Origin of the sequence: Streptomyces sp. HSG2, from assembly GCF_016598575.1 — a bacterium.
In the GTDB taxonomy this organism is placed as follows: domain Bacteria; phylum Actinomycetota; class Actinomycetes; order Streptomycetales; family Streptomycetaceae; genus Streptomyces.
The window spans coordinates 238,379-259,774 of the sequence record NZ_CP066801.1; the positions used below are offsets into that span (position 1 = coordinate 238,379).

General features: G+C 73.0%; 18 protein-coding genes. 10 read left to right on the forward strand and 8 right to left on the reverse strand.

Going from position 1 to position 21,396, the window contains the following annotated elements:
• Window positions 1-28: 28 nt before the first annotated feature.
• From JEK78_RS00625 to JEK78_RS00650, 6 genes are read right to left on the reverse strand one after another with little or no spacing between them, the layout of a single operon-like run.
• Window positions 29-694 (reverse strand): PIG-L deacetylase family protein, encoded by a 666-nt coding sequence (locus JEK78_RS00625; protein WP_200262126.1) that lies wholly within the window; start codon window positions 692-694, stop codon window positions 29-31.
• On the reverse strand, window positions 691-2,118 hold the full coding sequence (locus JEK78_RS00630) for a pentapeptide repeat-containing protein (protein ID WP_200262127.1): 1,428 nt from the start codon (window positions 2,116-2,118) through the stop codon (window positions 691-693). The genes JEK78_RS00625 and JEK78_RS00630 overlap by 4 nt, the downstream gene beginning before the upstream one ends.
• Window positions 2,115-2,957: a TIM barrel protein gene (locus JEK78_RS00635; protein ID WP_200262128.1), complete on the reverse strand. Its 843-nt coding sequence runs from the start codon at window positions 2,955-2,957 to the stop codon at window positions 2,115-2,117. Before JEK78_RS00635 ends, JEK78_RS00630 begins: the two co-directional genes overlap by 4 nt.
• Entirely contained in the window at window positions 2,954-4,462 is a 1,509-nt protein-coding gene (locus JEK78_RS00640) for an AMP-binding protein (RefSeq protein WP_200262129.1), read from the reverse strand. The genes JEK78_RS00635 and JEK78_RS00640 overlap by 4 nt, the downstream gene beginning before the upstream one ends.
• Window positions 4,459-6,072 (reverse strand): amino acid--tRNA ligase-related protein, encoded by a 1,614-nt coding sequence (locus JEK78_RS00645; RefSeq protein ID WP_200262130.1) that lies wholly within the window; start codon window positions 6,070-6,072, stop codon window positions 4,459-4,461. The genes JEK78_RS00640 and JEK78_RS00645 overlap by 4 nt, the downstream gene beginning before the upstream one ends.
• The gene (locus tag JEK78_RS00650; protein ID WP_200262131.1) at window positions 6,069-6,971 is read right to left on the reverse strand and encodes a nucleoside-diphosphate kinase; all 903 of its coding nucleotides are present in this window, start codon (window positions 6,969-6,971) and stop codon (window positions 6,069-6,071) included. Before JEK78_RS00650 ends, JEK78_RS00645 begins: the two co-directional genes overlap by 4 nt.
• Window positions 6,972-7,440: 469 nt before the next feature.
• On the opposite strand from JEK78_RS00650, the gene JEK78_RS00655 reads away from it, so the two are divergent.
• The 6 genes from JEK78_RS00655 (at window position 7,441) to JEK78_RS00680 (ending at window position 13,175) form a co-directional block, all read left to right on the forward strand.
• Entirely contained in the window at window positions 7,441-8,667 is a 1,227-nt protein-coding gene (locus tag JEK78_RS00655) for a pitrilysin family protein (protein WP_200262132.1), read from the forward strand.
• Window positions 8,664-9,491, forward strand: a complete 828-nt coding sequence (locus JEK78_RS00660; protein ID WP_200262133.1) for a hypothetical protein — start codon at window positions 8,664-8,666, stop codon at window positions 9,489-9,491. The genes JEK78_RS00655 and JEK78_RS00660 overlap by 4 nt, the downstream gene beginning before the upstream one ends.
• Window positions 9,492-9,566: 75 nt before the next feature.
• Window positions 9,567-10,661 carry a hypothetical protein gene (locus JEK78_RS00665; protein ID WP_200262134.1) on the forward strand — a complete coding sequence of 365 codons (1,095 nt, stop codon included), beginning with the start codon at window positions 9,567-9,569 and terminating at the stop codon, window positions 10,659-10,661.
• 3 nt (window positions 10,662-10,664) lie between these two features.
• On the forward strand, window positions 10,665-11,603 hold the full coding sequence (locus tag JEK78_RS00670) for an ABC transporter ATP-binding protein (protein ID WP_200262135.1): 939 nt from the start codon (window positions 10,665-10,667) through the stop codon (window positions 11,601-11,603).
• Window positions 11,600-12,358, forward strand: coding sequence for an ABC transporter permease (locus JEK78_RS00675; protein ID WP_200262136.1), 759 nt, complete (start codon window positions 11,600-11,602; stop codon window positions 12,356-12,358). Before JEK78_RS00670 ends, JEK78_RS00675 begins: the two co-directional genes overlap by 4 nt.
• Window positions 12,351-13,175 carry an ABC transporter permease gene (locus tag JEK78_RS00680; RefSeq protein ID WP_200262137.1) on the forward strand — a complete coding sequence of 275 codons (825 nt, stop codon included), beginning with the start codon at window positions 12,351-12,353 and terminating at the stop codon, window positions 13,173-13,175. Before JEK78_RS00675 ends, JEK78_RS00680 begins: the two co-directional genes overlap by 8 nt.
• A gap of 12 nt (window positions 13,176-13,187) precedes the next feature.
• On the opposite strand, the gene JEK78_RS00685 is transcribed toward JEK78_RS00680, so the two are convergent.
• Window positions 13,188-13,406: a helix-turn-helix transcriptional regulator gene (locus tag JEK78_RS00685; RefSeq protein ID WP_242483214.1), complete on the reverse strand. Its 219-nt coding sequence runs from the start codon at window positions 13,404-13,406 to the stop codon at window positions 13,188-13,190.
• A 53-nt stretch (window positions 13,407-13,459) separates the two neighbouring features.
• A complete protein-coding gene (locus JEK78_RS00690) occupies window positions 13,460-13,651 on the reverse strand; it encodes a hypothetical protein (RefSeq protein WP_200262139.1) in 192 nt (63 codons plus the stop codon).
• A 636-nt stretch (window positions 13,652-14,287) separates the two neighbouring features.
• Between JEK78_RS00690 and JEK78_RS00695 the strand changes: the two genes are divergently transcribed.
• From JEK78_RS00695 to JEK78_RS00710, 4 genes are all read left to right on the forward strand, one after another.
• Window positions 14,288-15,505 carry an IS110 family transposase gene (locus JEK78_RS00695; protein WP_200261607.1) on the forward strand — a complete coding sequence of 406 codons (1,218 nt, stop codon included), beginning with the start codon at window positions 14,288-14,290 and terminating at the stop codon, window positions 15,503-15,505.
• Window positions 15,506-15,646: 141 nt separating this feature from the next.
• The gene (locus tag JEK78_RS00700) at window positions 15,647-16,759 is read left to right on the forward strand and encodes a helix-turn-helix transcriptional regulator (RefSeq protein WP_200262140.1); all 1,113 of its coding nucleotides are present in this window, start codon (window positions 15,647-15,649) and stop codon (window positions 16,757-16,759) included.
• Window positions 16,760-16,856: 97 nt separating this feature from the next.
• The gene (locus JEK78_RS00705) at window positions 16,857-17,321 is read left to right on the forward strand and encodes a hypothetical protein (protein WP_200262141.1); all 465 of its coding nucleotides are present in this window, start codon (window positions 16,857-16,859) and stop codon (window positions 17,319-17,321) included.
• Window positions 17,322-18,333: 1,012 nt separating this feature from the next.
• Window positions 18,334-21,366, forward strand: a complete 3,033-nt coding sequence (locus JEK78_RS00710; protein ID WP_242483450.1) for a BTAD domain-containing putative transcriptional regulator — start codon at window positions 18,334-18,336, stop codon at window positions 21,364-21,366.
• The last annotated feature ends 30 nt before the right edge of the window (window positions 21,367-21,396 follow it).

Sequence of the window (21,396 nt, forward strand, 5' to 3'; positions counted from 1 at the left end):
GACTCCTTCGGTGGGAAGGACCGGGCGCTCAGAGGAGCGGACGGCCGGGGGTGAGGCGATGGCGTACGAGGCGCAGTCCTTCGGCGGCGTCCAGCCCCACGGCGGCCCCCCGCGCCCGGTCGAACAGCTCGACCGTGTCGGTGTCCAGGGGGCGGAACCCCTGTCCGGGGTAGCGGTAGCAGGCCAGTGCCTCCGCCTTGCGGGCGAGTTGGTCGGCGGTGGGGACGTAGAGGTGGGGCACGAACTGCGCGTGCCGCACAGTGCGGTGCTCGTTGGGGCCGAACTGCGCCAGCGCGGCGTGCGGCCAGCGGCGGGAGGAGGCGACGACCGCCCGGGCCACTCGGACGTGGTCGCCGTGCGAGTCGCCATCCCAGTGGCTGATGACGGTCTCGGGGTCTGTCCGCGCCACCAAGTCGTCGACCAGAGCGACCGCCTGGTACTCCGGCAGGTCCTCGACCTGGTCGTGGTGCCCGTCGCCGAGCCAGTGCAGCCGGTGTCCCAGGATGTCGGCGGAGGCCTCGGCGGCGGCGACGCGCCGACGGCGGCGCCCGCGGTCGGCACCGTCGGCCTTCTCGGAGACGGTGAACAGGGCCACCGTCACCTGCGCTCCGCCGTCGGTGAGACGGGCGATGGTGCCGCCCAGGGCGAGTTCGGCGTCGTCCGGGTGGGCCGCGACGATCAGGACGCGGGTCACGTCGAGCCCTTGCGGCCGACGGCGAGCGCGGCCTCGAAGTGCCCCAGGAAGGAGCCGAACTCCGCGGCGGCCGGGCCGCCCGCCCGCTCCAGGGCCTCGCGCAGGCCCGGGCAGCGGTCGGCGAACACCGGGGCGCGCACCCCGGTCAGGTCGGCGCCGCGGACCGGGACCTTGACCCAGGTCGACTGGTACATCCCGGCGCCCGTCAGCTTGGCGCCGCTGAGGTCCGACTGGCTGAAGCGGCTGTACGCGCAGTTCGCGCCTCGCAGGTCCGCGTCCCGCAGGTCGGCGGCGAGGTAAGCCTGGACCAGGGTGGCGTTCTCCAGTACGGCGCCGCGCAGGCTCATGGCGCGCGGCGGGTCGCCGGTCAGCATGGCCCGGTAGAGGTTGGCGCCGCGCAGGTTGGCCTCGGTGAGCCGGACGTCTCGGGCGCTCAGGCAACGGCCGGTGAAGCCGGCCAGGTCGGCGCCGCTCAGGTCGCTCTCGACGAGGTGCAGGTTCTCTCCGTGCCCGCCGCGCAGCACCGCGCCCCGCAGGCTGCTGGAGGCCACCGACCCGCCGGTCAGGTGGACCTCGGCCAGGAGCGCGCCGGGCAGGTCGCAGCGGCTGATCCGGGCGCCGCTGAGGTCGGCCCGGGTCAGTTCGGAGCCGGTCAGCACGGTCTCGGTGAAGTCGGCGTCGCGGGCGGCCAGTCCGGTGGCCTGGAGCCCGTCGGCCCGGACCTCGGACAGCCGCAGCCCCGGCAGGGACGCCCCGGCCAGCACCAGACCGTCCGCGGCGGTCAGGCGCTGGAGGACCATCCCCTTGCCGCTCGCTCCGCGCAGCGAGGTCTCGTGCAGGGAGGACTTGGTGACGGTGAGCTGGTCGACCAGCGCGCCGTCGAGAACGGCGTGGTTCAGCAGGCACTCGTTGACCAGGGCGCCTTGGAGATTGGCGGCCCGCGCCGAACCGTCCGACAGGTCGCACTGGTAGAAGAAGGAGCCCGCCAGGTGGGCGCCGTCGAGGTGGGCGCCGCGCATGCCGCACCCGTGGAAGAGCGAGCCGGTGGCGTCCCGCAGGCCGGTGAGGTCCGCGCCGTCGAAGGCGCAGGTCTGCGCAGCCAGCGCGTGCACGTACGCCGAGCGCAGGCTGGCGCCCCGGAGGTCGGTGCGCTCCATGCCGGGGCAGACCATGGTGACTTCGGACAGGTCGGCCGAGACCAGCCGGGTGCCGTGCAGCACGGCCCGGTTCAGGGTCGCGCGACGCAGGTCGGTCCCGTTCAGGTCGAGGCCGGTGAGGTCCGCCTCGGTGAGGTCCAGGCCGCGGCCGGTGGTGTCGATCAGGTGCTGGGTGGTCTCCGACAGCTCCTTGAGCAGCGTGGTGCGGTCGGTGCCGGTGGTCCCGGCGAGGCGGGTCAGCAGACCCGTGTGCGTGCTGTCGCTCATGCGATCGCTCCTGCGTCGTCGTCGTGGTGGTGGATCAGTTCGCGGAGCCAGTCGGCGACGGCCGGCTCGGTGCCGGGCGGGACCGGCTCGTGCTCCATGACAAGCGCCGCCGGCCGGGTGCGGCGCAACAGATCGGGCAGGAGCGCGGGCAGGCCCAGGAAGCCCTCGGCCGGGGTGCCGCCGCGGTCGGCGGGCTCGTGCCCGTGGCGCGGATAGCGGGCGACGGTGGTCTCGTAGACGTGCATGCTGCGGATGCGGGTACCGAAGAGGTCGGCGAAGCCGGCGGGCGCCGCGTGCCGCGGGCCCAGCAGGTGGGCGTGGCCGAGATCGAGGCACAGGCCCAGCTCCGGGTGGCCGGCCAACGCCCGGTGGTATTGGCCCGGGGTGCGCAACAGCGGGTGGGCGGAGAGGTTCTCGACCAGCACGCTCACCCCGTGCTCTCGGGCCAGGGCGGCGGTGGCGGCGAGGAAGTCCTGTCCGGCCCGCTCGAACCCGACCTGCGGATACGGCGGGTAGGGGCTCGGGAAGTGCACGACGACGTGGAGGGCGCCCAGGTCCGCCGCACAGCGCACGGTGGCCGTCGTCGTCCGCAGAGCCGCCGCCGCCTCTCGCGGATCCGGGCCGGTGGGCGCGAACCGCCGGGGCGCGGTGGTGCCTTCGTAGGGGACGGGGGTGTGCAGGGCCGGCCGAATGCCGTGCCGGGAGCAGAATCGCGCGATCCGGGGCAGCGCCGAGCCTGGGTAGCCGTAGAACTCGACCACGTCGGGCCGGTAGGCGAGCAGGGCCGCGAAGTCGTCCCGGTCGGCGAGCGCGGCGGTGGAGACGCCGAGCAGGGTCACCCGGTCGCCCCCGTCCGGTCCGGGGCGTCCGCGGCCAGCCGCGCGGCGGCGGTCCGGTCGGTCTTGCCGGTCCGGCCCAGCGGCAACTCCGCGACGAAGTGGACGCGCTCGGGCACTTGGTACGGCTCCAGGTGCAGTCGGCCGTGGGCCCGTAGCTCCTCCTCGGTGGGGTCGGCGCCGGGCGCGGGCACGCACACCAGGTGGACGCGCTCGCCGAGCATCGGATCCGGCACCCCGACGGCCAGGCAGCCCGCGATGCCCGGGTGGTCGGCGTAGGGCCGCTCCACCTCCAGCGGAGCGATCTTGACGCCGCCGCGGGAGATCAGCTGCCTGCGGCGTCCGACCAGCTCCACCATGCCGTCCGCGGGCCGGACCACGGCCAGGTCGCCGGTGCGCAGCCAGCCTCCGTCCACCGCCTCCCCGGTGGACGCCGGGTCGTCCAGGTACCCGGTCATCAGATACGGCGTGCGCAGGCACAGTTCGCCGGCCTTGCCGGGAACGGCGGGGAGCGGCGGGCCGTCCCCGGCGGCGATGCGGAACTCCACGCCCGGGCCGGGCCGGCCGATGGTGCCCGCCGCCGCGTCGTAGCGGTCGGGAGGGAGAACGAAGTCGGACGTCGAGGTCTCGCTCAGGCCGTAGACGTCGGCGATGCCCGAGCCGGGCAGCGCCTCCCGTAGCCGCCGGCCCAGCCCGGCCGGCAGCGGCTCCCCACCGGTGATCCAGATGCCGGGCCCGCCGGACGCCCGCAGCGCTTTCCGCAGCCTCGAACCGGAGTCGGGCTCGCTCAGTTCCCGGTCGACCATCCGCAGCATGCTGGGCACCACCGCGATCCGGTCGGTCCGCGCGGTGGCGAGCCGTGCCAGCACAGCCGGGGCGTGGAAGCGGGGCAGCAGGTGCAGGGTGCCGCCGGTGGCCAGGGTCAGCAGCGAGGTCCACTGCCCGAAGGTGAAGTTGAGCTGGAGGACTTGGAGGGCCTGGTCATCGGGGCGGAAGGGCAGTACCTCCTGGATGGCGCGCAGCTTGCCGGCCAGCGCACGGTGGGAGAGGACGACGCCCTTGGGCCGGCCGGTGGTGCCGGAGGTGAACGCCACCAGCGCCTGCCGCGCGTCGAGTTCGCGCGGGGCGGGCGTCGACGCGCCCCCGGTGGTCCGGACGAGGCCGCCGGCGGGCCGCGTGCCGTCCAGGACCAGCCGGGCGCCGGTGCGTGCGGCGGTCTCGCGCAGCGCCGCGTCCGGCGAACTCCGGTGCACCGGGACGACCACGCCCCGGGCCTGCCACACCGCCAGTTGGGCGGCCAGGTCGGCGGGGTCGTTGCCGACCCGGACGACGACGGGCCCGTCCGCGCGGTGCCCGGCCGCCTCCAGTGCGGCGCGCGACCGAGCGGCCTCGTCCGCCAGGGCGGCGTACGTGAGGGTGCGACCGCCCCCGGTCAGGGCGGGCCGGTCCGCGAACCGGTCGCACGCGCCGGTCAGCAGCTCGTCGAGCCGCTCGTGGTCGGTGATCACGGAGCTGCTCCTTCCTGGGGTCGTGGAAGAGTCGGGGCGGGTGCCTCGGGCGGGGGTGCGGAGCGGGCCGGCGGGGCGGGTGGGCCGCCTACGGTCCTGGTTCGGCCGGGCGGTCCCGGTGCGGGTCCGGACCGGTCCGGGTGGGGTGCCCCGCCGGACGCGGGCCCGGGACGGCTGATGGGGTGGCACTGGTTGTCGCGCAGCCGTCCGTCGCCGCGCAGCGCCGTGATCAGCCGGTCAACCCCCAGCACCAGGCCGCCCAGGGGCGGCAGGCCGTGCTCCAAGGCCGCCAGGAAGCCCTCGTCGAGGACGGTGGCGTCCAGGCCCCGCGCCGCCCGGGCGGTGGCCTGGTCGGCGAACCGACGCCGCTGCTCCACAGGATCCGTCAGCTCGGTGCAGCCCTGGCCTACGTCCAGCCCGCCGATCACCAGCGTCCACGTCTCGACGAGGGCCGGGTCCGCGCGGTGCGGGCGGGCCAGGATCGCCCCCTCGGCCGGGAAGTCGAAGACGAACGTCGGCCGCTCGATGCGGGGTTCGGCCAGCTTGCGGTAGAGCAGGTGTGCCAGGGCGCCGGGGCCGGTCCCGGCCGGCACCGCGATGCCGTGCCGCGCGGCGTGGCCCGCGAGCTCCCGGCAAGGGGTCGAGGCGTCGATCGACGTCCCGAGGGCAGCGCCGAGCAGGTCGTGGAACCGCTTCCGCGCGATGGCGGGGGTAGGGGTCCCCGGCCCGGCCAGGGCGCGCGCGACGGCGGTCACCAAGGCCTCGGCCAGGGCGGCGGCATCCAGGTAGTCGCTGTGCACCGCGTAGGCCTCGCAGACGGTGAACTCCGGGAAGTGCAGCGCGTCGGCGCCCTCGTTCCGGAAGGCCCGGCCGATCTCGAACACCTGGTCCAGCCCGCCGACGACCAGCCGCTTGAGGTACATCTCGGCGGTGCCCCGCAGGTACAGCGGCAGGCCCCAGGCGTTCATGCGGGCGGTGAACGGGCGGGCCGTGCCGCTCGGCAGGGGGTGCAGCAGAGGCGTGTCGGCCTCGGTGAACCCCCTCCCGTACAGGCCTTCCCTCAGGGACCGCAGCGCCGCGCCGCGTGCCTGCGCGCGCGCCGTCGCGGCGGGGTCCAGCAGCATCTGCCGGTAGCGGTCGCGGTGCGCGATACTCCCGCCGTCCGCCGCCCCGGCCGCGCCTGCGGTCCGGCCCGGCGGCGGTCGCAGCGCCTTCGCCGCCATCGTGAAGTGCCGCGCGGCCACGGCAAGGGCGCCACTGTCGGTGGTCACCACCTCTCCGTCGACCACCACCAGGTCCCCCAGGTCGGTGCGTTCGCGCCACGCGGCCCGGGGGCCGTCGGCGCCGGCCCGGCCGGCCAGCAGCACCTGGATCTCCTCGGCCCCGTCGCGCAGGGTGGCGAAGGCGACGGCCCGGTGCTCGCGGCGGCCCACGATCCGGCCGGCCACGCTCACCACCACGCCGGTCCTCGTGCCCGGCGGCAGTGCGCCGTAGCGTCGCCACAGGTCCGCCACGCGGACGTCGACGGTCCGGGCTGGCGGGTACGGGTCGACCCCCGCCGCCAGCAGCGCCGCGCGCTTGGCCCGCCGGTCGGGCAGCCGGCCGCTCATGCCGCCGACGCCCCGGAGGTCCCCACCGTGCCACCCGTGCGGATCTGCTCGCGGCGGCGCGCCGCGTCCTGGGCGAGCGTACGGATGGGGGTGTTCAGGCCCTGCGCCATCAGCGCGTCCCGGTAGCGCTCGCACTCGGCAGGCGTGCCCACGGCCAGCGTGAAATCCTGGTGGTGCAGGGCCGAGAGGATCAGCTCAAGCGCGTGTGGGAAGGCGATGCCCGGCAGTGCCTTCAGCATCGCCCCCACCAGGTTGTCGAAGGAGAGCTGGTTCGGGGAGGCGGCGATGTACACCGCGTGGTCCCGCGCCCCCGCCGACTCCCGCGACCGATACGGCCGCGGGTAGGTCGGACGCCAGAAGCAGGACGTCGGGTCCTCCCACATCGGCTGCGCCAGCTCCCGCAGCCGCTCGATGTCGCGCCAGGCGGCGGGCAACAGCGTGCCGCGCGGGTAGGCCTGGGGCACGTCGCCGTAGTCGCCGAAGTCGGTCGAGAGCGTTCCGGCGCAGGTCGGGCAGTCGCCGGCGAACACCGACATCTGGAGTTCGAACTCCCCGGTGTGGTCGGGGGCGTGCACGACGTTCCCGAAGGGCCCCAGCCGGTAGTCGGCCCGCACCGCGGACTTGGCCCGGTTCGCGCGGTTGAGGGCGTCCGGGCCGCGCACCAGCAGCACTTCCATCGGCCGCCCGCCATACCAGAGGTCCAGCGACAGGTGCTCCAGCGGGTGCTCGCCGCGGCGGGTGTCCGCCCAAGCCCGGACGATCTCCTCCTCGCCCAGCAGCAGCCGGTGCCGGCACACGACGGTGAGGTCGGCCTCCTCGGCGGCCTCGACGACCGCCTGCTGGAGCTGCCGCTCCACCCCGTCCGGTTTGATCAGCAACAGGGAGTGGGTGCTGGGCACTTGGCTCTCCTTAGGGGAGTACACGTACGCGGGACGTCCTGACCCGGCCGAACGCGGGAACGGCGAACAACGGATTCCGATGATGCCGTCGAATTCCCCTTCCGTACATCAACGAATGGGCGCGGCGCGCGCCGACGCGGGGCACCGATAAGGGACCTCGGAACCGGTGACGAGATCACGTGATCCGGGTTTTCGTGATACCCGGAATTGTTGACGGAAGGCGGTCCGGTCCGTCAAATTGTTGATGCGCCGCCGGGGAGAACACCCCGGTCGGAGCATTCCGAATCACCTTTTCCATCAAAGGAGTTCATCATGGACCGCAATCACGTCGTCTCCATGCGTCCGCGTCTCGACAAGGTCAACGTCCGCACGGGCAAGTAATCGACCTGACCCGTGAGGGGTGCCGCCGGACCACGTCCGGCGGCACCCCTGCCTGTCTCCCCCGCCCTTTTCGCACGACGGGAAAAACATGCCCTCCTCACCGAAGCCCGACGTCCCCGTGGTCGTGCGCCACGACCCGTCCCTGCGCACCACCAGCCTGTGCGTGGCGCTCGGATTCGGCGCGCGCCACGACCCGCCCGGCCTGGCCGGCGCGGCCCACCTGCTCGAACACCTCCTCATGTCCACGCCCCTGGGAGACGGGCCCTCGCTCAGCGAGCGCATCGAGGACCGCGGTGGCGACTGCAACGCCACCACCGGACCCGAATCACTGGTCTTCCACGCCCAGGTGCTCACCGAGGACGCGGCCGACGTCGCCGAGTGGATCTGCCGCGCCGTGCTCGATCCCCAGTGGGACCGGGCCGACTTCGAGGGCGAACGCGACGTGGTCCTGCAGGAACTGGCCGCCGCCGACTCCGACGACGCGGACGCCGTGCAGGACGCCTTCTTCTCCCGGCTCTTCGAAGGACACCCGCTGGGCTCGCCGGTCGGCGGTCTCCCCGCTTCCGTCTCCGGGCTCACACTCGACTCGCTGCGCTCGGCACACACCCTCGCGATGCGCACCGCGCCGATCGCCGTGGCCGCCGCCGGTGGCCTGCCCGAGGGCACCCTGCGCGAGGCGCTCGAACGCGGCGGCCTCGACCGCCAGGCCGGCCACCCGCTCCCCGACCCCCACCGCGGCTCGCTCGGCGGCATCCCCGCCCCGCCCGTCCCGCAGGACATCGAACAGTGGCCCGACTCCTTCTGCTGGCTCCTGGCCGGCGGCCGGGCACCGCACGCCGGCGACCCCCGCCGGTACGCCCACACCGTCCTCGCGCACCTCCTGGGCGGCAGCCCCGCCTCCCCTCTCTACGCCAGGATCCGCAACCAGGAGGCCCTGGCCTACGCGTTCCGCTCCTGGTCGCGCAACTACAGCGACTCCGGGGCCTGGCGGATGCTCGCCGGTTGCGAACCGGACAACGCCCCCCGGCTGCTCGCCGCCTTCCGCGACGTGCTGCGCTCCGTCGCCGAGGACGGGCCCCGCGAACAGGACCTCGCGGCTGCCGTCCGCCGGGCGACCGTCGAAGCGGTCCGGGAAGCGGAGGCGCCACTGGACCGGGCCATCGCCACCGCCACCCAGCGCATCCTGCGCGAACGGGTCTGGGACGCGGAGGAGGAGATCGAGGCGCTCGCCGCCGTGACGGCCGCCGACGTCTCCCGGGCGGCGTCCGACCTCGGCGCCTCCCTGATCGCGGTCGTCCGCCCGGAGCCGAAGTGAGCCCGGCCCCCGGCGACCCGCCACCGGCCTTCGACGTCGACGACAGCTACCTGCGGGCCGCGGACGAGGCCGGCCTGCTCGGCCGCGTCGACGGCCTGCCGGTGGTGGCGGGCGAGTACGTCGAACCCGTCGGCGGGGAACCGCAACTCCTGGTGGAGCACGCCGACCCGGCACTCCTGGCCCGGGCGCCGAAGCTGCTCGAAGCCCTCTTCCGGCGCCACCCCGGTTGCACCTCCGCCGTCGTACGCGTCCCCGCGGGCCTGCCCGCGCCGCCCGGACTCCACCCCCTGCTCAGCTACCTGCGCCACACCCCGGGCCCGACGCCCGAACCGGCCCCCGTACCCCTGCGCCTGACCGAGGCCCCCGCATCGGACGACGCCGCCGTCGGAGCATGGCTCGCGCGGGCGATCCGCCACGCCGGCGCCGACCGCGGCCACACCGTCACGGACACCGGCGTCGACGCGGCCGTCCGGGCCCTGCTCGACGCCCCCGACCGGCGCTCCTACCTGGTACGGACCCCCGGCCCGTCCGCGGCGATCGGGCACGCCACCCTCCTGACCGACGCCCACGACGACGTCAGCGGCACCGAGTTCGTGGACCTGGTGGACATCCTCGTCGACGACGACGCACTGCGCCCGGCCGCGACCGCACATCTGGTGGCGGCCTGCGCCGCGACCGCCGCCGCCCTGGGCAGACCGCTGATCGGCAACGTCACCCATCCGGTCGACCCCGCGGGCCGCGAACGCGCCGCCCGGGTCGTGGACGCCCTGCGCCGCCAGGGCTGGACCCCGACCCACGGCTACGCTCACGCCCCCCGCCCCTGACCACCCCCGCCGGCGGCCGACCTCCGGCGCCCCGCGGCCCGCCGCCCCGAACACCCGGCTCCGAGGAGTCCTCGCATGACAGCGGACCACCGCTCCGACTTCCCCCTCACTCTCGACCTCCTCCACGAATTGTTGGAGGTCGACACCGCACTCCCCGTCCGGCGCCTGCTCCAGGCCGCCCGCCAGGTGCGGGGCGTCCTGGCCCCGCTGATCCTGTCCCTGGCCGAGCGCGAGGGCACCCCCATGGGCACCGGCGCCCGCGACGAACTGGCCCGGATGCACCGGCGCGCCGCGACCTACCGCCGGCTGGCCGAGGAGATCGCCCGCGTGCCCGGCGCCCGCGTCGTCAAGGGACCGTCGCTGGCGCGCCACTACCCCGAAGGGGTCCTGCGCGCCCTGGGCGACCTCGACGTGGTCGTACCCTCCGAAGCCGCACTGTGGCAGGTCCTGGCCCTGGCCCTGGACCACCACGACAGCGACGAGGCCGAACTCACCCACCTCGACGACCGGGGACGGCCGCACCTCTACGCCGGCCTATGGTGGCCCGGCGAGGACCCGCTACTCGACCCCGACCACGGCATCGAGGTGACCACCTTCGCCTTCGCCGGCGACGGCGAAGGCGTCCCGCTGCGCGCGGCGCTGCCCGACGACCAGGTCCTCGCCGACGTCCTCTCCCTGGCCGAGGAGCGCTTCCAGCGTCCCTACACCGTCAAGGACGTCCTCGACCTGGTCTGCGTCATGACCTCACCCGCCGCCCCGGACCCCCGGGAACTGGTCGCCGCCGCCGAACGGTTCGCCCTCGCCCCCGAACTGCTCGCCCTGTGCGAGCGCGTGCGCGCCACGCCCTCGCCGGCCACCGCCGTCCCCGACGAACTGGTGGCGGGACTGCGCGGCCCGGCCGCGGCAGAACTGCGCCGCCGCGCCGGGGCACGGCCCGCCCCCGCCCGCCGCCTCCACGGCATGCAACTGACCTCACCGCTGCGCCGCGGGGAAGGCCACCGTGTCACCGAACACCGCTGGAGCGAAGGGGCCATCAGCCGCACGCCGGTCGGTGACTTCCTGCTCGTCACCGACGAGCTCGTCGACCCCGCCCTGCACGCCGACGCCCTGGAACGACTGGCCGAGCTGGCCCCCTGGCCACTGCGGCTCTCCGGCCGACGGGAGGCTTGAGCCGTGGCCGTCATCGAAGTCGAAGAGCTGACGCGTACTTTCAGGAACCGGCGGGGTCAACAGGTCACGGCCCTGGACCATGTCGACCTCCAGGTCGGCCAGGGCGAGGTGCTCGGCTTGCTCGGGCCCAACGGCGCGGGCAAGACGACCCTCTCCCGGATCCTCACCACCCTGCTCGTTCCCACCTCGGGTACCGCCCGGGTGGCGGGCTTCGACGTCGTGGATCGCCCACGCGAGGTACGCCGCCGCATCGGCCTGGTGCTCGGCGGCGACCGGGGTCTGTACGGCCGTCTGACCGCCCGCCAGAACCTGCGCTACTGGGCGGCCCTCCAGGGCCTCGACCCCCGGGCCGTGCGCCGGCGCACCGAAGAAGTCCTCGAACTCCTGGGCCTGGCCGCGCGCGCCGACGACCGGGTCGAGACCTTCTCCCGTGGCATGGTCCAGCGCGTCCACCTCGCCCGCGCGCTCCTCGGCGAGCCCGACGTCCTGGTCATGGACGAGCCGACCAACGGCATGGATCCGCACGCCGGCGCCGGCTTCCGCGCTCTGGTCCGCACCCTGCGCAGCAACGGCACGACCATCGTCTTGACCACCCACGACATGCAGGAGGCACAGACCCTGTGCTCCCGTGTCGCGCTGATCGACCACGGTCGCATCCTGCGGATCGGCTCCGCCACCGAACTTCTCGCCGAGCTGCGCGCCCCTCGCACGCTGACGGCCGTGGGCGTGAGGGCCGACACCGCCGCGCGCATCGCCGCTCTGCCCGGCAGCGCCACCACCGATGCCGAGGGCAATCTCACGGCCCGCCCGGCCGACGACGAGAGTCTGGCCCAGGCCCTGCTGCTACTCGCCCAGGCCCGCGCCGAGTCCATCGCGGTCACCGCCCCGGGACTGACGGAAGTCTACCGGACCGTCATCGAGGACCGGGAGTTCACCCTGTGATCGGCGCCGCCGCGCGGGCCCAGGGCGTGATCCTGGTCCGCTCGCCGGGGATGCTCGCCACCCTGGCCGTCATCCCGCTGTACTCGCTGGTCTTCTTCCACTTCCTGCGCGGCCACGACCGCGCCGACCTGGCCACCACCGTCGCCCTCACCGCGTTCGTCATGAGCCTGTGGTCCCACGCGGTGTTCGTCGCGGCCGAGACCGTCGACGACGACCGGTCCGACGGCACCCTGGAGCTGTCGCTGCTCACACCGGAGCGCTACCTCGTGGCCCTGGCCGTGCGCACCTTCACCACCACCCTGCTCGCGTTGCCGGTGCTGCTCGAGGTCGTCCTCATCGGTCGATGGGTGTTCGGCTTCGACGTGGCTCTGCGCGATCCCGTCACCGCGCTGGCCGTCACCGTCCTGCTGATCGCCGGCTGCGCCGGCGCCGCCCTGCTGGTCAGCGCGCTGATGATCACCGCCCGCGGGGCCCGCACCCTGCAGAACTCCTTGACGTACCCCTTCTATCTGCTGGGTGGCCTGATCCTGCCCGTCGACCGGCTGCCGGCCCCGGCCGACTCACTGGCCAAGGTGTTCTTCCTCTCCTGGGGGACCGACCTGCTGCGCGACGCGGCCGCCGGCCCGGTCCCGCACCTGGCACCGCGCCTGACGGTGCTGTGCGCCCTGATCCTGGCCCAGACCCTGCTGGGCGCGTATCTGCTGCGCCGCGTCCTGGCCTCCGTACGCAGCGGAAAGAGGGTCCTCCATGACTGACCGCCCCGCCCCCGTGCCACCGGCCCGACGCTCGGCGGGGGCCGTGCTCCACCTCGTCGGCTACGGGGCGCTCGCCGCGTACCAGGACTACCGGGCCATGTTCACCTGGCGCTCGTGGCTCGGCGGCTGGGTGGTACGGCTACTGTGCCAGGTGCTCTTCTTCGCCAACCTCGGGCAGCTCCTGGGCTCCCCCGAGCAGCAGGGCCACCTCGCTCTGGGCAACGCCGTCGTCCTCGGCCCGCTGGGCGCCCTGGGCGTGGTCACCTCCACCGTCGGCGAACTACGCTCGGGCACACTGCAGTTCCTGCTGATCAGCCGCACACCGCCGTTCCTCGCACTGGCCTCGCGCGGTCTGCACTGGGTCGCCGACGGCCTGCTGACCTCGACCGTCGCCCTGCTGACCGTGCACCTGCTGCTGCCCGTCCCACTCCACTGGCCGGCCCTGCCCGCGATCCTGGGCGTCAACGCCCTGATGACCTTCGGCGTCTACTGCCTCGCCCTGTGCCTGTCCGGGATCGCGCTGCGCAAACCGGAGTGGCGGATGTACCTGACCGTCGCCACGACCATCACGCTCCTGCTGGTGGCCGGCGTCAACACCCCCGTACCGAGCAGCGGGCCGGCTGCCCTGGTCGCCGCCGTGCTGCCGGTCAGCCACGGACTCGCCGCCGTACGCCAGTTGGCCCTGGACGGCACGCTTCCGGCGACCCTCGTGCTCCAAGAGGCGCTCGTCCTCGCGGGATGGGCCGCGGGCGGCTTCCTCCTGCTCACCCGCGGCCTGAGGCACACCGTCCGGTCCGGCGCCCTCAGTCTGCGCTGAGGGCGGCCCGGATCAGGCCCGGAACCCAAGCTGGGACGCGAGCACCGCCAGCTGCGTCCGGTTGCGGGTACCGGTCTTCTTCCGCAGGTGGCGCAGGTAGGTGTCGACGGTGTGCCGGCTGATGCCCAGCCGCTTCGCTATGGAGCAGTAGGTGTCGCCCCGGGAGAGGAGGGCGAGCACCTGCTGCTCGCGCGGCGTGAAGCTGAGGGCGGCGGCGGTGCTGTCGGACATGACGAACTCCTGTGACGGATCGCGGACGTACGGCGGATGGAGGCAGGTGCGTCTCAGCCACCCCAGGAGGTGTCCGCGGTGCACTTCTGGCCGACCGAGCATTCCTCCGCGACCGTGCGCGTCACGTCGGCCGGGTGCCCGGCTGTCCGGACCAGCTCCGCCACCCCGGCCGTGACGGAGCAGACGGCGGTCAGTACCACGGCCAACACGAGCCGGACGGGCAGGCAGGCGCGCTTCATCTTCATGGGGGGTGTTCCTTCTCTCCCGGCTTCCGGGCCGGGGGTCGGTTCCTGACAGGGACCAGACTGTCGTGTCCACGCCCCGCGAACGACCCTTCACCCCCTCATCAAAGTGCCTGGCACGAAGACGACGGGCGGCGTAACGGATCTTTCGTCATATCGCAGGCGCGCGTGGCCCGTCGGACGTCCGCCGTCGACCCGAAGGCCCGCCCGCCAGGGTCGGCGCGGCCGGTCGGGCGGGAAGCATCCGGCCGTGGTAGGGCGCGATCCGCCCGCTCGACGATCCCTGGCACCGCCCGCCCGCCGCACCGGCACTCCGATGCGCGCAACCGGGAGGCCCGACCCGCCGCGGACCGACCCGTGCGAGGCCGCTTCCCCCGTTATGTTTTCTGCGGTTCCGCAATGGGGCCGCCGGCCTCCGGGCCCGGTATGACTGTGTCCCCCTGTCGATGGCATGACCTGGGGGGTGGTGTCGCCGCGGTCCGGGGGTGTTCGTCGGAGACGCTGATCAGAGGTCCGGCCACCGTCCGGTCCGGCGCAATGCCGGGCAGTTCGCGGGCGGCAGGTCTGCATAACGTGGATGCGCGAGCACGACGCCCGAGCCGAGGCCGGCACCGCCAACACCCCCTGGGAAGGGGCACTATGTTCGAGATCGAAGACGTGGGCGTGTTCCTGGGCTTGGACGTCGGCAAGACCGCTCACCACGGCCACGGACTCACCCCGGGCGGGAAGAAGGTCTTCGACAAGCCCCTGCCCAACAGCGAGCCCAGGCTGCGGGCCGTCTTCGACAAGCTGCGCGAGAAGTTCGGCACCGTCCTGGTGATCGTCGATCAGCCCGCCTCGATCGGTGCCCTGCCGCTGACCGTGGCCCGCGATGCCGGCTGCAAGGTCGCCTACCTGCCCGGACTTGCCATGCGCCGGATCGCCGACCTCTACCCGGGCGAGGCCAAGACCGACGCGAAGGACGCCGCCGTGATCGCGGACGCGGCCCGCACCATGCCGCACACCCTGCGCTCCCTGGAACTGACCGACGAGATCACCGCCGAGCTCACGGTCCTCGTGGGTTTCGACCAGGATCTCGCGGCCGAGGCCACCCGCACCAGCAACCGGATACGCGGCCTGCTCACCCAGTTCCACCCCAGCCTCGAACGCGTCCTGGGCCCGCGTCTGGACCACCAGGCCGTGACCTGGCTGCTGGAGCGCTACGGATCCCCGGCCGCCCTGCGCAAGGCAGGCCGCCGCAGACTCGTCGAGCTGATCCGCCCGAAGGCCCCGCGCATGGCCACCCGGCTGATCGACGACGTCTTCGACGCCCTCGACGAACAGACCGTCATCGTCCCCGGCACCGGCACCCTGGACATCGTCATCCCCTCCCTGGCCGCCTCGCTCGCCGCCGTCCACGCCCAGCGCCGGGCGATGGAAGCCCAGATCAACGCCCTGCTGGAGGCTCACCCTCTTTCCCCGGTCCTGACGTCGATGCCCGGCGTCGGCGTCAGGACCGCCGCCGTCCTGCTGGTCACCGTTGGCGACGGCACCAGCTTCCCCACCGCCGCCCACCTCGCCTCCTACGCGGGACTCGCCCCGACAACGAAGTCTTCCGGGACCTCGATCCACGGTGAGCACGCACCCCGAGGCGGAAACCGGCAGCTCAAACGGGCGATGTTCCTGTCCGCCTTCGCCTGCATGAACGCCGACCCGGCCTCCCGCGCCTACTACGACAAGCAACGCGCCCGCGGCAAGACCCACACCCAGGCCCTCCTCCGCCTCGCCCGTCAACGCATCAGCGTCCTGTTCGCCATGCTCCGCGACGGCACCTTCTACGAATCCCGGACACCGACGGACATCGAGCTCGCCGCATAGCTTCAGCAAGCCCGAACCACCCGAAACCCGACAGAGATGCCTTGACGAAAGACATAGAGGCACCCTCCTCCTATTCTGTTCGCCTTGACCACAGGGCCGCCCCCCGGACGGCCCTGACAGAACGGGTGAGGGACGCGGGCCATGGGACTGGACGACACACTGGCCGCGGCCGGCGAACTACAGGACTCGGACATAGCCGTCTACGCCTGGGTGCTCGGACACGGCTCGGCGTCGGTCGACGCCATCGCCGCGCGGACCGGAGCGGACGCCGGGGAGGGTGCCGCCGCCGTCAAGCGCCTGCTGAAGCTACGCCTCCTCCAACAGCACCCCGACGAGCCCGCCACCGTCTTCGCGGTGGCACCCGAGACCGCTGCCGCCCAGCTCGCCGCGCCCGTCGAGGCCGAGATCCTCCATCAGCGACAGAGACTCTCCGGCATCCGCAGGGAACTGCTGCGCGCCGCCCCGACCTACGACAACCGGCGCTCGGCCGTCGGGGCGGTCGAGGTCCTGGAGAACCTCCACCTCGTGCGCGAGGCCCTCGCCCAGGCCTCCGAACGCTGCTGTGAGGAGATCATCGCCAGCCAGCCCGGCGGCGGTGCCCGCGTCTCCGAGGCGATGGAGGAAGCCCTCGTCCGCGACCGGGCCGTCCTGGAACGCGGCGTCAGGCTGCGCACGCTCTACCACCACACGGCACGCTTCAACGGCCCCAGCCAAGCCTACGTCGCCGCCGCCTCGGCCCTCGGCGGCGAATACCGGACGGCCCACGAACTCTTCGGCCGCCTCATCGTCTTCGACCGCGAGACCGCCTTCATCCCCGTCCAGGGCGACAGCTGGGGGGCCGTCGTCATCCGCGAGCCCTCCACCATCGCCTACCTCTGCGAGATCTTCGAGCAGACCTGGGACCGGGCCACCCCCTTCACCGCGGCGGTAGGCCAGCAGCTCGAGACGGTCTCCCGCGAAATCCACGAGACGATCGTCCGGCTCCTCGCCGCCGGCCTCAAGGACGAGGCGATCGCCCGCCGTCTGGGCATGTCGCTGCGCACCGCACGCCGCCACATCGCCGACATCATGGGCGACCTGGGCGCCGAAAGCCGCTTCCAGGCCGGCGTCCGCGCCGCGGCCCAAGGCCTCTTGGACGCCGACGAGCCGGACGCAACCCTCGTCGCCCCCTCAGCCCGCCCCGGTGTGGGGCCCGTTCCCACCCCGCCCCCCTCCGGAGCGCCGGAGCGGCCACACGGGAACAATTCTTCGTGACTGTCCGGAAGGCGCGTCGTGCGAGATGCTGGGCGCACCCAGCCGCGCGGGCCGCGGGCCCGCGCGCCCGACCCTCCGGACCCACCCCAGGAGCCCCATGTTCAGCGCGTCTTCGGCAGCCGAGGGCGCCCCGCCCCACGTGCGCGAACTGGCGCAGTTCCTCGCCGTGTGCGACGGCCGGGAGCCCGCCATCCTGTGGCCCGAGCAGGACCACGCGCGCGACGGCCACGACGCGGCCGCCCGCGCGAGCGAGACCCGCGAACTCGCCCGGCTGACCGGCCTGCGCCCCTCCCTCGCCTGCCACCTCGCCGACGTCGAGGGCCCCCGGTGCAGGTCCAACGGCTCGGCCGACTGCCTCCTGGTCCAGCAGACCGAAGGCGCCGGATCCTTCCGGCTGCCCGCCGGTCCTGCGGACGAGCCCCCCTTCTCCTGCCGCCTGCGCTCCGGCGAAGTGCTGTACGTACCCCCCGGGCGCGGTTGGCGGGCCGACCTCACCCCCAACGCCAGGCTGCTGCTCATCAGCCTGGCCTCCAACGGCCCATACGAACACCACCCCGGGTAGCCCGCTCCGGAGCCGTCGACCGGACGCCCGGCCCCGGAGCGGGTCGGCCACCCGCCGCCGACCCGTCGGATGGCCGTGCCCGTCGGGACCCCCTCGGAAAGGCCGACTCGACCCGGGAGAGAGCCTTCCAGGGCCGCCCGCGAGACTTCCACGCTTCCTCGAACGCGAGATCCTCCGGCACGCCCGCCGCTGGGACGGCCCCCGGGCAGGACGCCGGTACGTCCTCCGCCGGCTCGCGCGCCGCGACACACGCCGCCACCACGAGAAGAACGGCCGACCCGGCCCCGTCGCCTCCGAAGCGCGACACTCGGCCGCACTCACACTCGCCGCACGGGACGGACTGGTGTCCGCCTCCCGGGCAACTCCCGGTGGAGGCGACACCCGGCTCCGTGGCCGAGCCGCCGCTCCCGACCTCCGCCGACGGGGGACCCGGCCTCGAAGCCACCACCGGCGGCGCCTGGACCCTGGCTCCGGCCACACCATGGACACGGAGGGCGGCCCCGCCACCGGCGAAACCACCCCGGGAACAAGTCCAGTGATCTTCCGGACGCGCCGAGGAATCGAGGGCGCGATCCGTGGCACGTCGACTTCGCGCCAATTCGGGTCGGTGCGCCCCGTGCCGGTCGCCCAGCGACTGGCATCGGAGACCATCGAGCCTCGTGTGCCCACCGAGGTCTCCGAGGAGAGCGGTGCGAGGCGCTCGCACCGGCGCGTCGGGGATACGCACGACGGGCACCGCCGGCGACCTGCCGGAGCCGGCCGGACCCGATCCGTGCGCACAGAGTCGTTGGGCATGCGAGGCATCCCCCGCCCCCCACGGTGAAGTTGCTTGGCAAGTACCGATCGCGCCCGCTTCGTCGTGGACACGGATATCGACAGCATGGGTCGATCCATCCCTGAGAAGGATGTAGATCACCGTGCGAAGACAGATTCCGCTCTCAAGGCTGGTGATGTCATGCCCCATCAACCTCGGGCCGTCGCGACACGTTTCGCCATGCTCGGTCCGTTGAGCGTGATCGATGGCGACAGCTCCGTCGACATCGGCCCGCCGAGACAACGCGCGCTGCTCGCCGTTCTTCTGATTCACGTGGGCCGGGTGGCCCCCCTGCCCACGATCATCAACGCCATTTGGGGGACGGACCCGCCTCTCCATGTCATGGCGACGCTGCAGGCGTACGTGTCACGTTTGAGGAAACTCCTGCGACGCCACGACCGTTCGCTCCGGCTCGCACGTCGCCTCAACGGATATCTCTTGGAAGCGGACCCCGAACTCGTCGATGCCGTCGTGTTCGAGGCACGGGTACGGGACTGCCGCGAGGCACTCGCGACCGGTGATCCGACGGCCGCTCGTTCCCTGGCCGTCTCCGCCCTGGAACTGTGGAAGGGGCGGCCGATGGGCGAACTCTACGAGTACGAGTTCGCGGTCATGGAGGCGGACCGACTGGACCAGGTGCGATTGCAGGCGCTCGACACATGGGCGGAAGCATGCCTGGAGACGGGATCGTACGAGGAAGTGGCGGTCGTTCTTTGTGAGGAACTCAGGCTCAATCCCAGCCTGGAACGACTCGGCGGCCATCTCATGCGGGCCCACTATCATCTGGGGCAACCCGTACGCGCCCTCCAGACCTATGAGCGGATGCGCAAGGCCGTCGCCGAAGAACTCGGCGTCGACCTCAGCCGAGAACTGCGGATCCTGCACGGCGAGATCCTTCGGCAGGAACTCACCGCCGCGCCGTCGGGTAGGGTGGAGGCGCCTCCCGCCACCCCGCCCGAATCCTGCGATCCCCCACGCCCGGATCGGCCGGACTTCCGGGTCGTCGTCCGGGAACAGGAGACGGAGCGGCTCGCCGGTCTGGTGGAGGACGTCCGCCGCGGTCGCGGGCACGTCGTCCTCGTTCTCGGAGAACAGGGCATCGGCAAGAGCCACTTGGTGAACGAGGCGATGCGCGTCCTCGTACCGGCGGGTGCGAGGACGGTACACGGCCACTCCGCCTACGTCCCGTCCGCCCTTCCCTACTGGGCCTGGGAACAGGTACGCCGGCAGCTGGACTCCGGTGACGGACCTTGGGAACCGCTCGCCGAAGACGCGACGATCGGTGCGGAGTGGACGGCGAGCCGGCACTTCGCCCACCGGGTTCGCATCTGCCAGGCCGTGCTGTCGGCGGCGAAGCGCTCGCCACTGGTCCTGATCATGGAGGATCTGCACGCCGCCGACGTGTCGACGCTCGAAGTGCTCCACATGCTGGCCAAACAGGTCTCGGGGGCGCCCGTCCTCGTCTTGGCCACCTTGCGCGACCACGAGTTGGCGAAGGACCCCGCGATGCGGCGGATGGTGGGGCGGATCCTCCAGGAGGGCACGGCGCTGACGCTCCGGTTGAAGGGCCTCACCAAGGAGGAAAGCGGCCGTCTGATCGCAGAGGTCCGGGGCGCGGAGCCCTCCGCGGCGGAGACGAGCGAGTTGTGGAACGCGTCCGATGGCAATCCCTTCATCCTGCTCAGTCTGCTCTCCGCGCGGGCCGCCGGTGCGACCGGGGATCAACAGGCGATCCCCTTCGAGGTACGCGAGGTGCTTCACGACCGCCTGAGTTCGTGCACCCCCGGCACGCTGGACGTGCTCACACTGAGTGCCGTGATCGGGACCCAGGTGCCGCGGTCGCTGCTCGACGAGGTGTTGTCCGCTCGCGGCCTCCCCCGGAGTCTGGTGGACGACGCGCTGCTGACGGGTCTGCTGCACACGGACGCCGCGACCGAGGGCAGATTGGTGTTCACTCACGGGCTGGTGCGGGAGCTGTTGGTCGGCGAGGCACAGCCGCTCGCTCGCGCCCACTGGAACAGGGAGGTCGCCGAGGCACTGGCCGCCCGGTTTCGGCCCGAGAGCGACACCGTCCGGATCCGCCACCACTGTCTGGAGTCCGCTCGGGTGCTCGGAGCGCCCATGGGGATACGTCCGCTGGTCGGTCTGGCGGACCAAGCGGAGGAGCGCTTCCAGCACGGCCGGGCGTTACGATGCCTCGAGGAGGCACTGTCGATCGTCGCAGAGCTCTCCGACGAGGCGACACCTGCTGTGGAACTCCATCTGTGCAAGCGTGTTCTGCGGCTTCGGGCCCGACTCGAGGGATACGCCTGCCCGCGCGTGGTGGAGTCCTTCGGGCAGGCTCAGCGCCTGGAGAGGGTGGTGGACACCACACAACCGACCGCGCTGCTGCACACTCGCGCCGCCATGGCGCTCGTCGCGGGCGAGTACGGTCTGGCCGCCGAGACCGGGGAGATGCTCCATGAACTGGCCGCGCACGGCGGAGGTCCGGAGGCCGAGGCGGCGGCCTGCTACGCCGAGGGGGTCTCCCTGCATGTCGCCGGCAGGACCGAGGAGGCGCTCGCGACGCTCACTCGGGGAGTGCGACTCACCGACGACTTGCTCGGCACACAGGAGGAGGGCCTGTCGTCGACGGCTTCCCTCCTCTACGACCAACGCGTCGACTGCCGTGCCTATCTGGCGCTGACCCACTGGATCAACGACGATCGGGACCAGGCGCAGCACTACCGTGCCGAGATTCTGCGGTTGACCCAGTCCGACCGCTACGACCGTCCCTGGGACCGTGCCTTCGCGCGATACGTGGACGCGATGATGGCCGTGTGCGAGGGCGACGTGGAGGGCGCGTGGCGGGCGGGACTCGCGGGCGTCGATCTGGCCACCCGCTGCCAACTGCGTTATTGGCAGCGTATGTTGGCTGTCCCGCTGGGCTGGGCCGAGGTCCGCCAGGGGATGGCCGGAGCCGGACTGGCCCGCATCCGCAGAGCGCTGCGCGAGGCCGCCCAACACCGCACGTTGTTGCGTCGCGGTCTGCACCTGGGCCTGCTGGGCGACGCTCTACTGTACAGCGGTCGTGCCGAGGAAAGCAGGCTGGCCATGCGTTGCGCGGCCGAGGAGATCGAACGCGGCGGCGAGTACGCCTACGCCCGACCACAGTGGCCGTACGCCGCCCTCCTCGGTGAAGGCGGCTGCGGCTCGTCGGTCGGATCGGCGCCGCGTGTGGCGCGTCGGTAGTTCCGGGGTGGACGCCCACCCCCTCCGGCC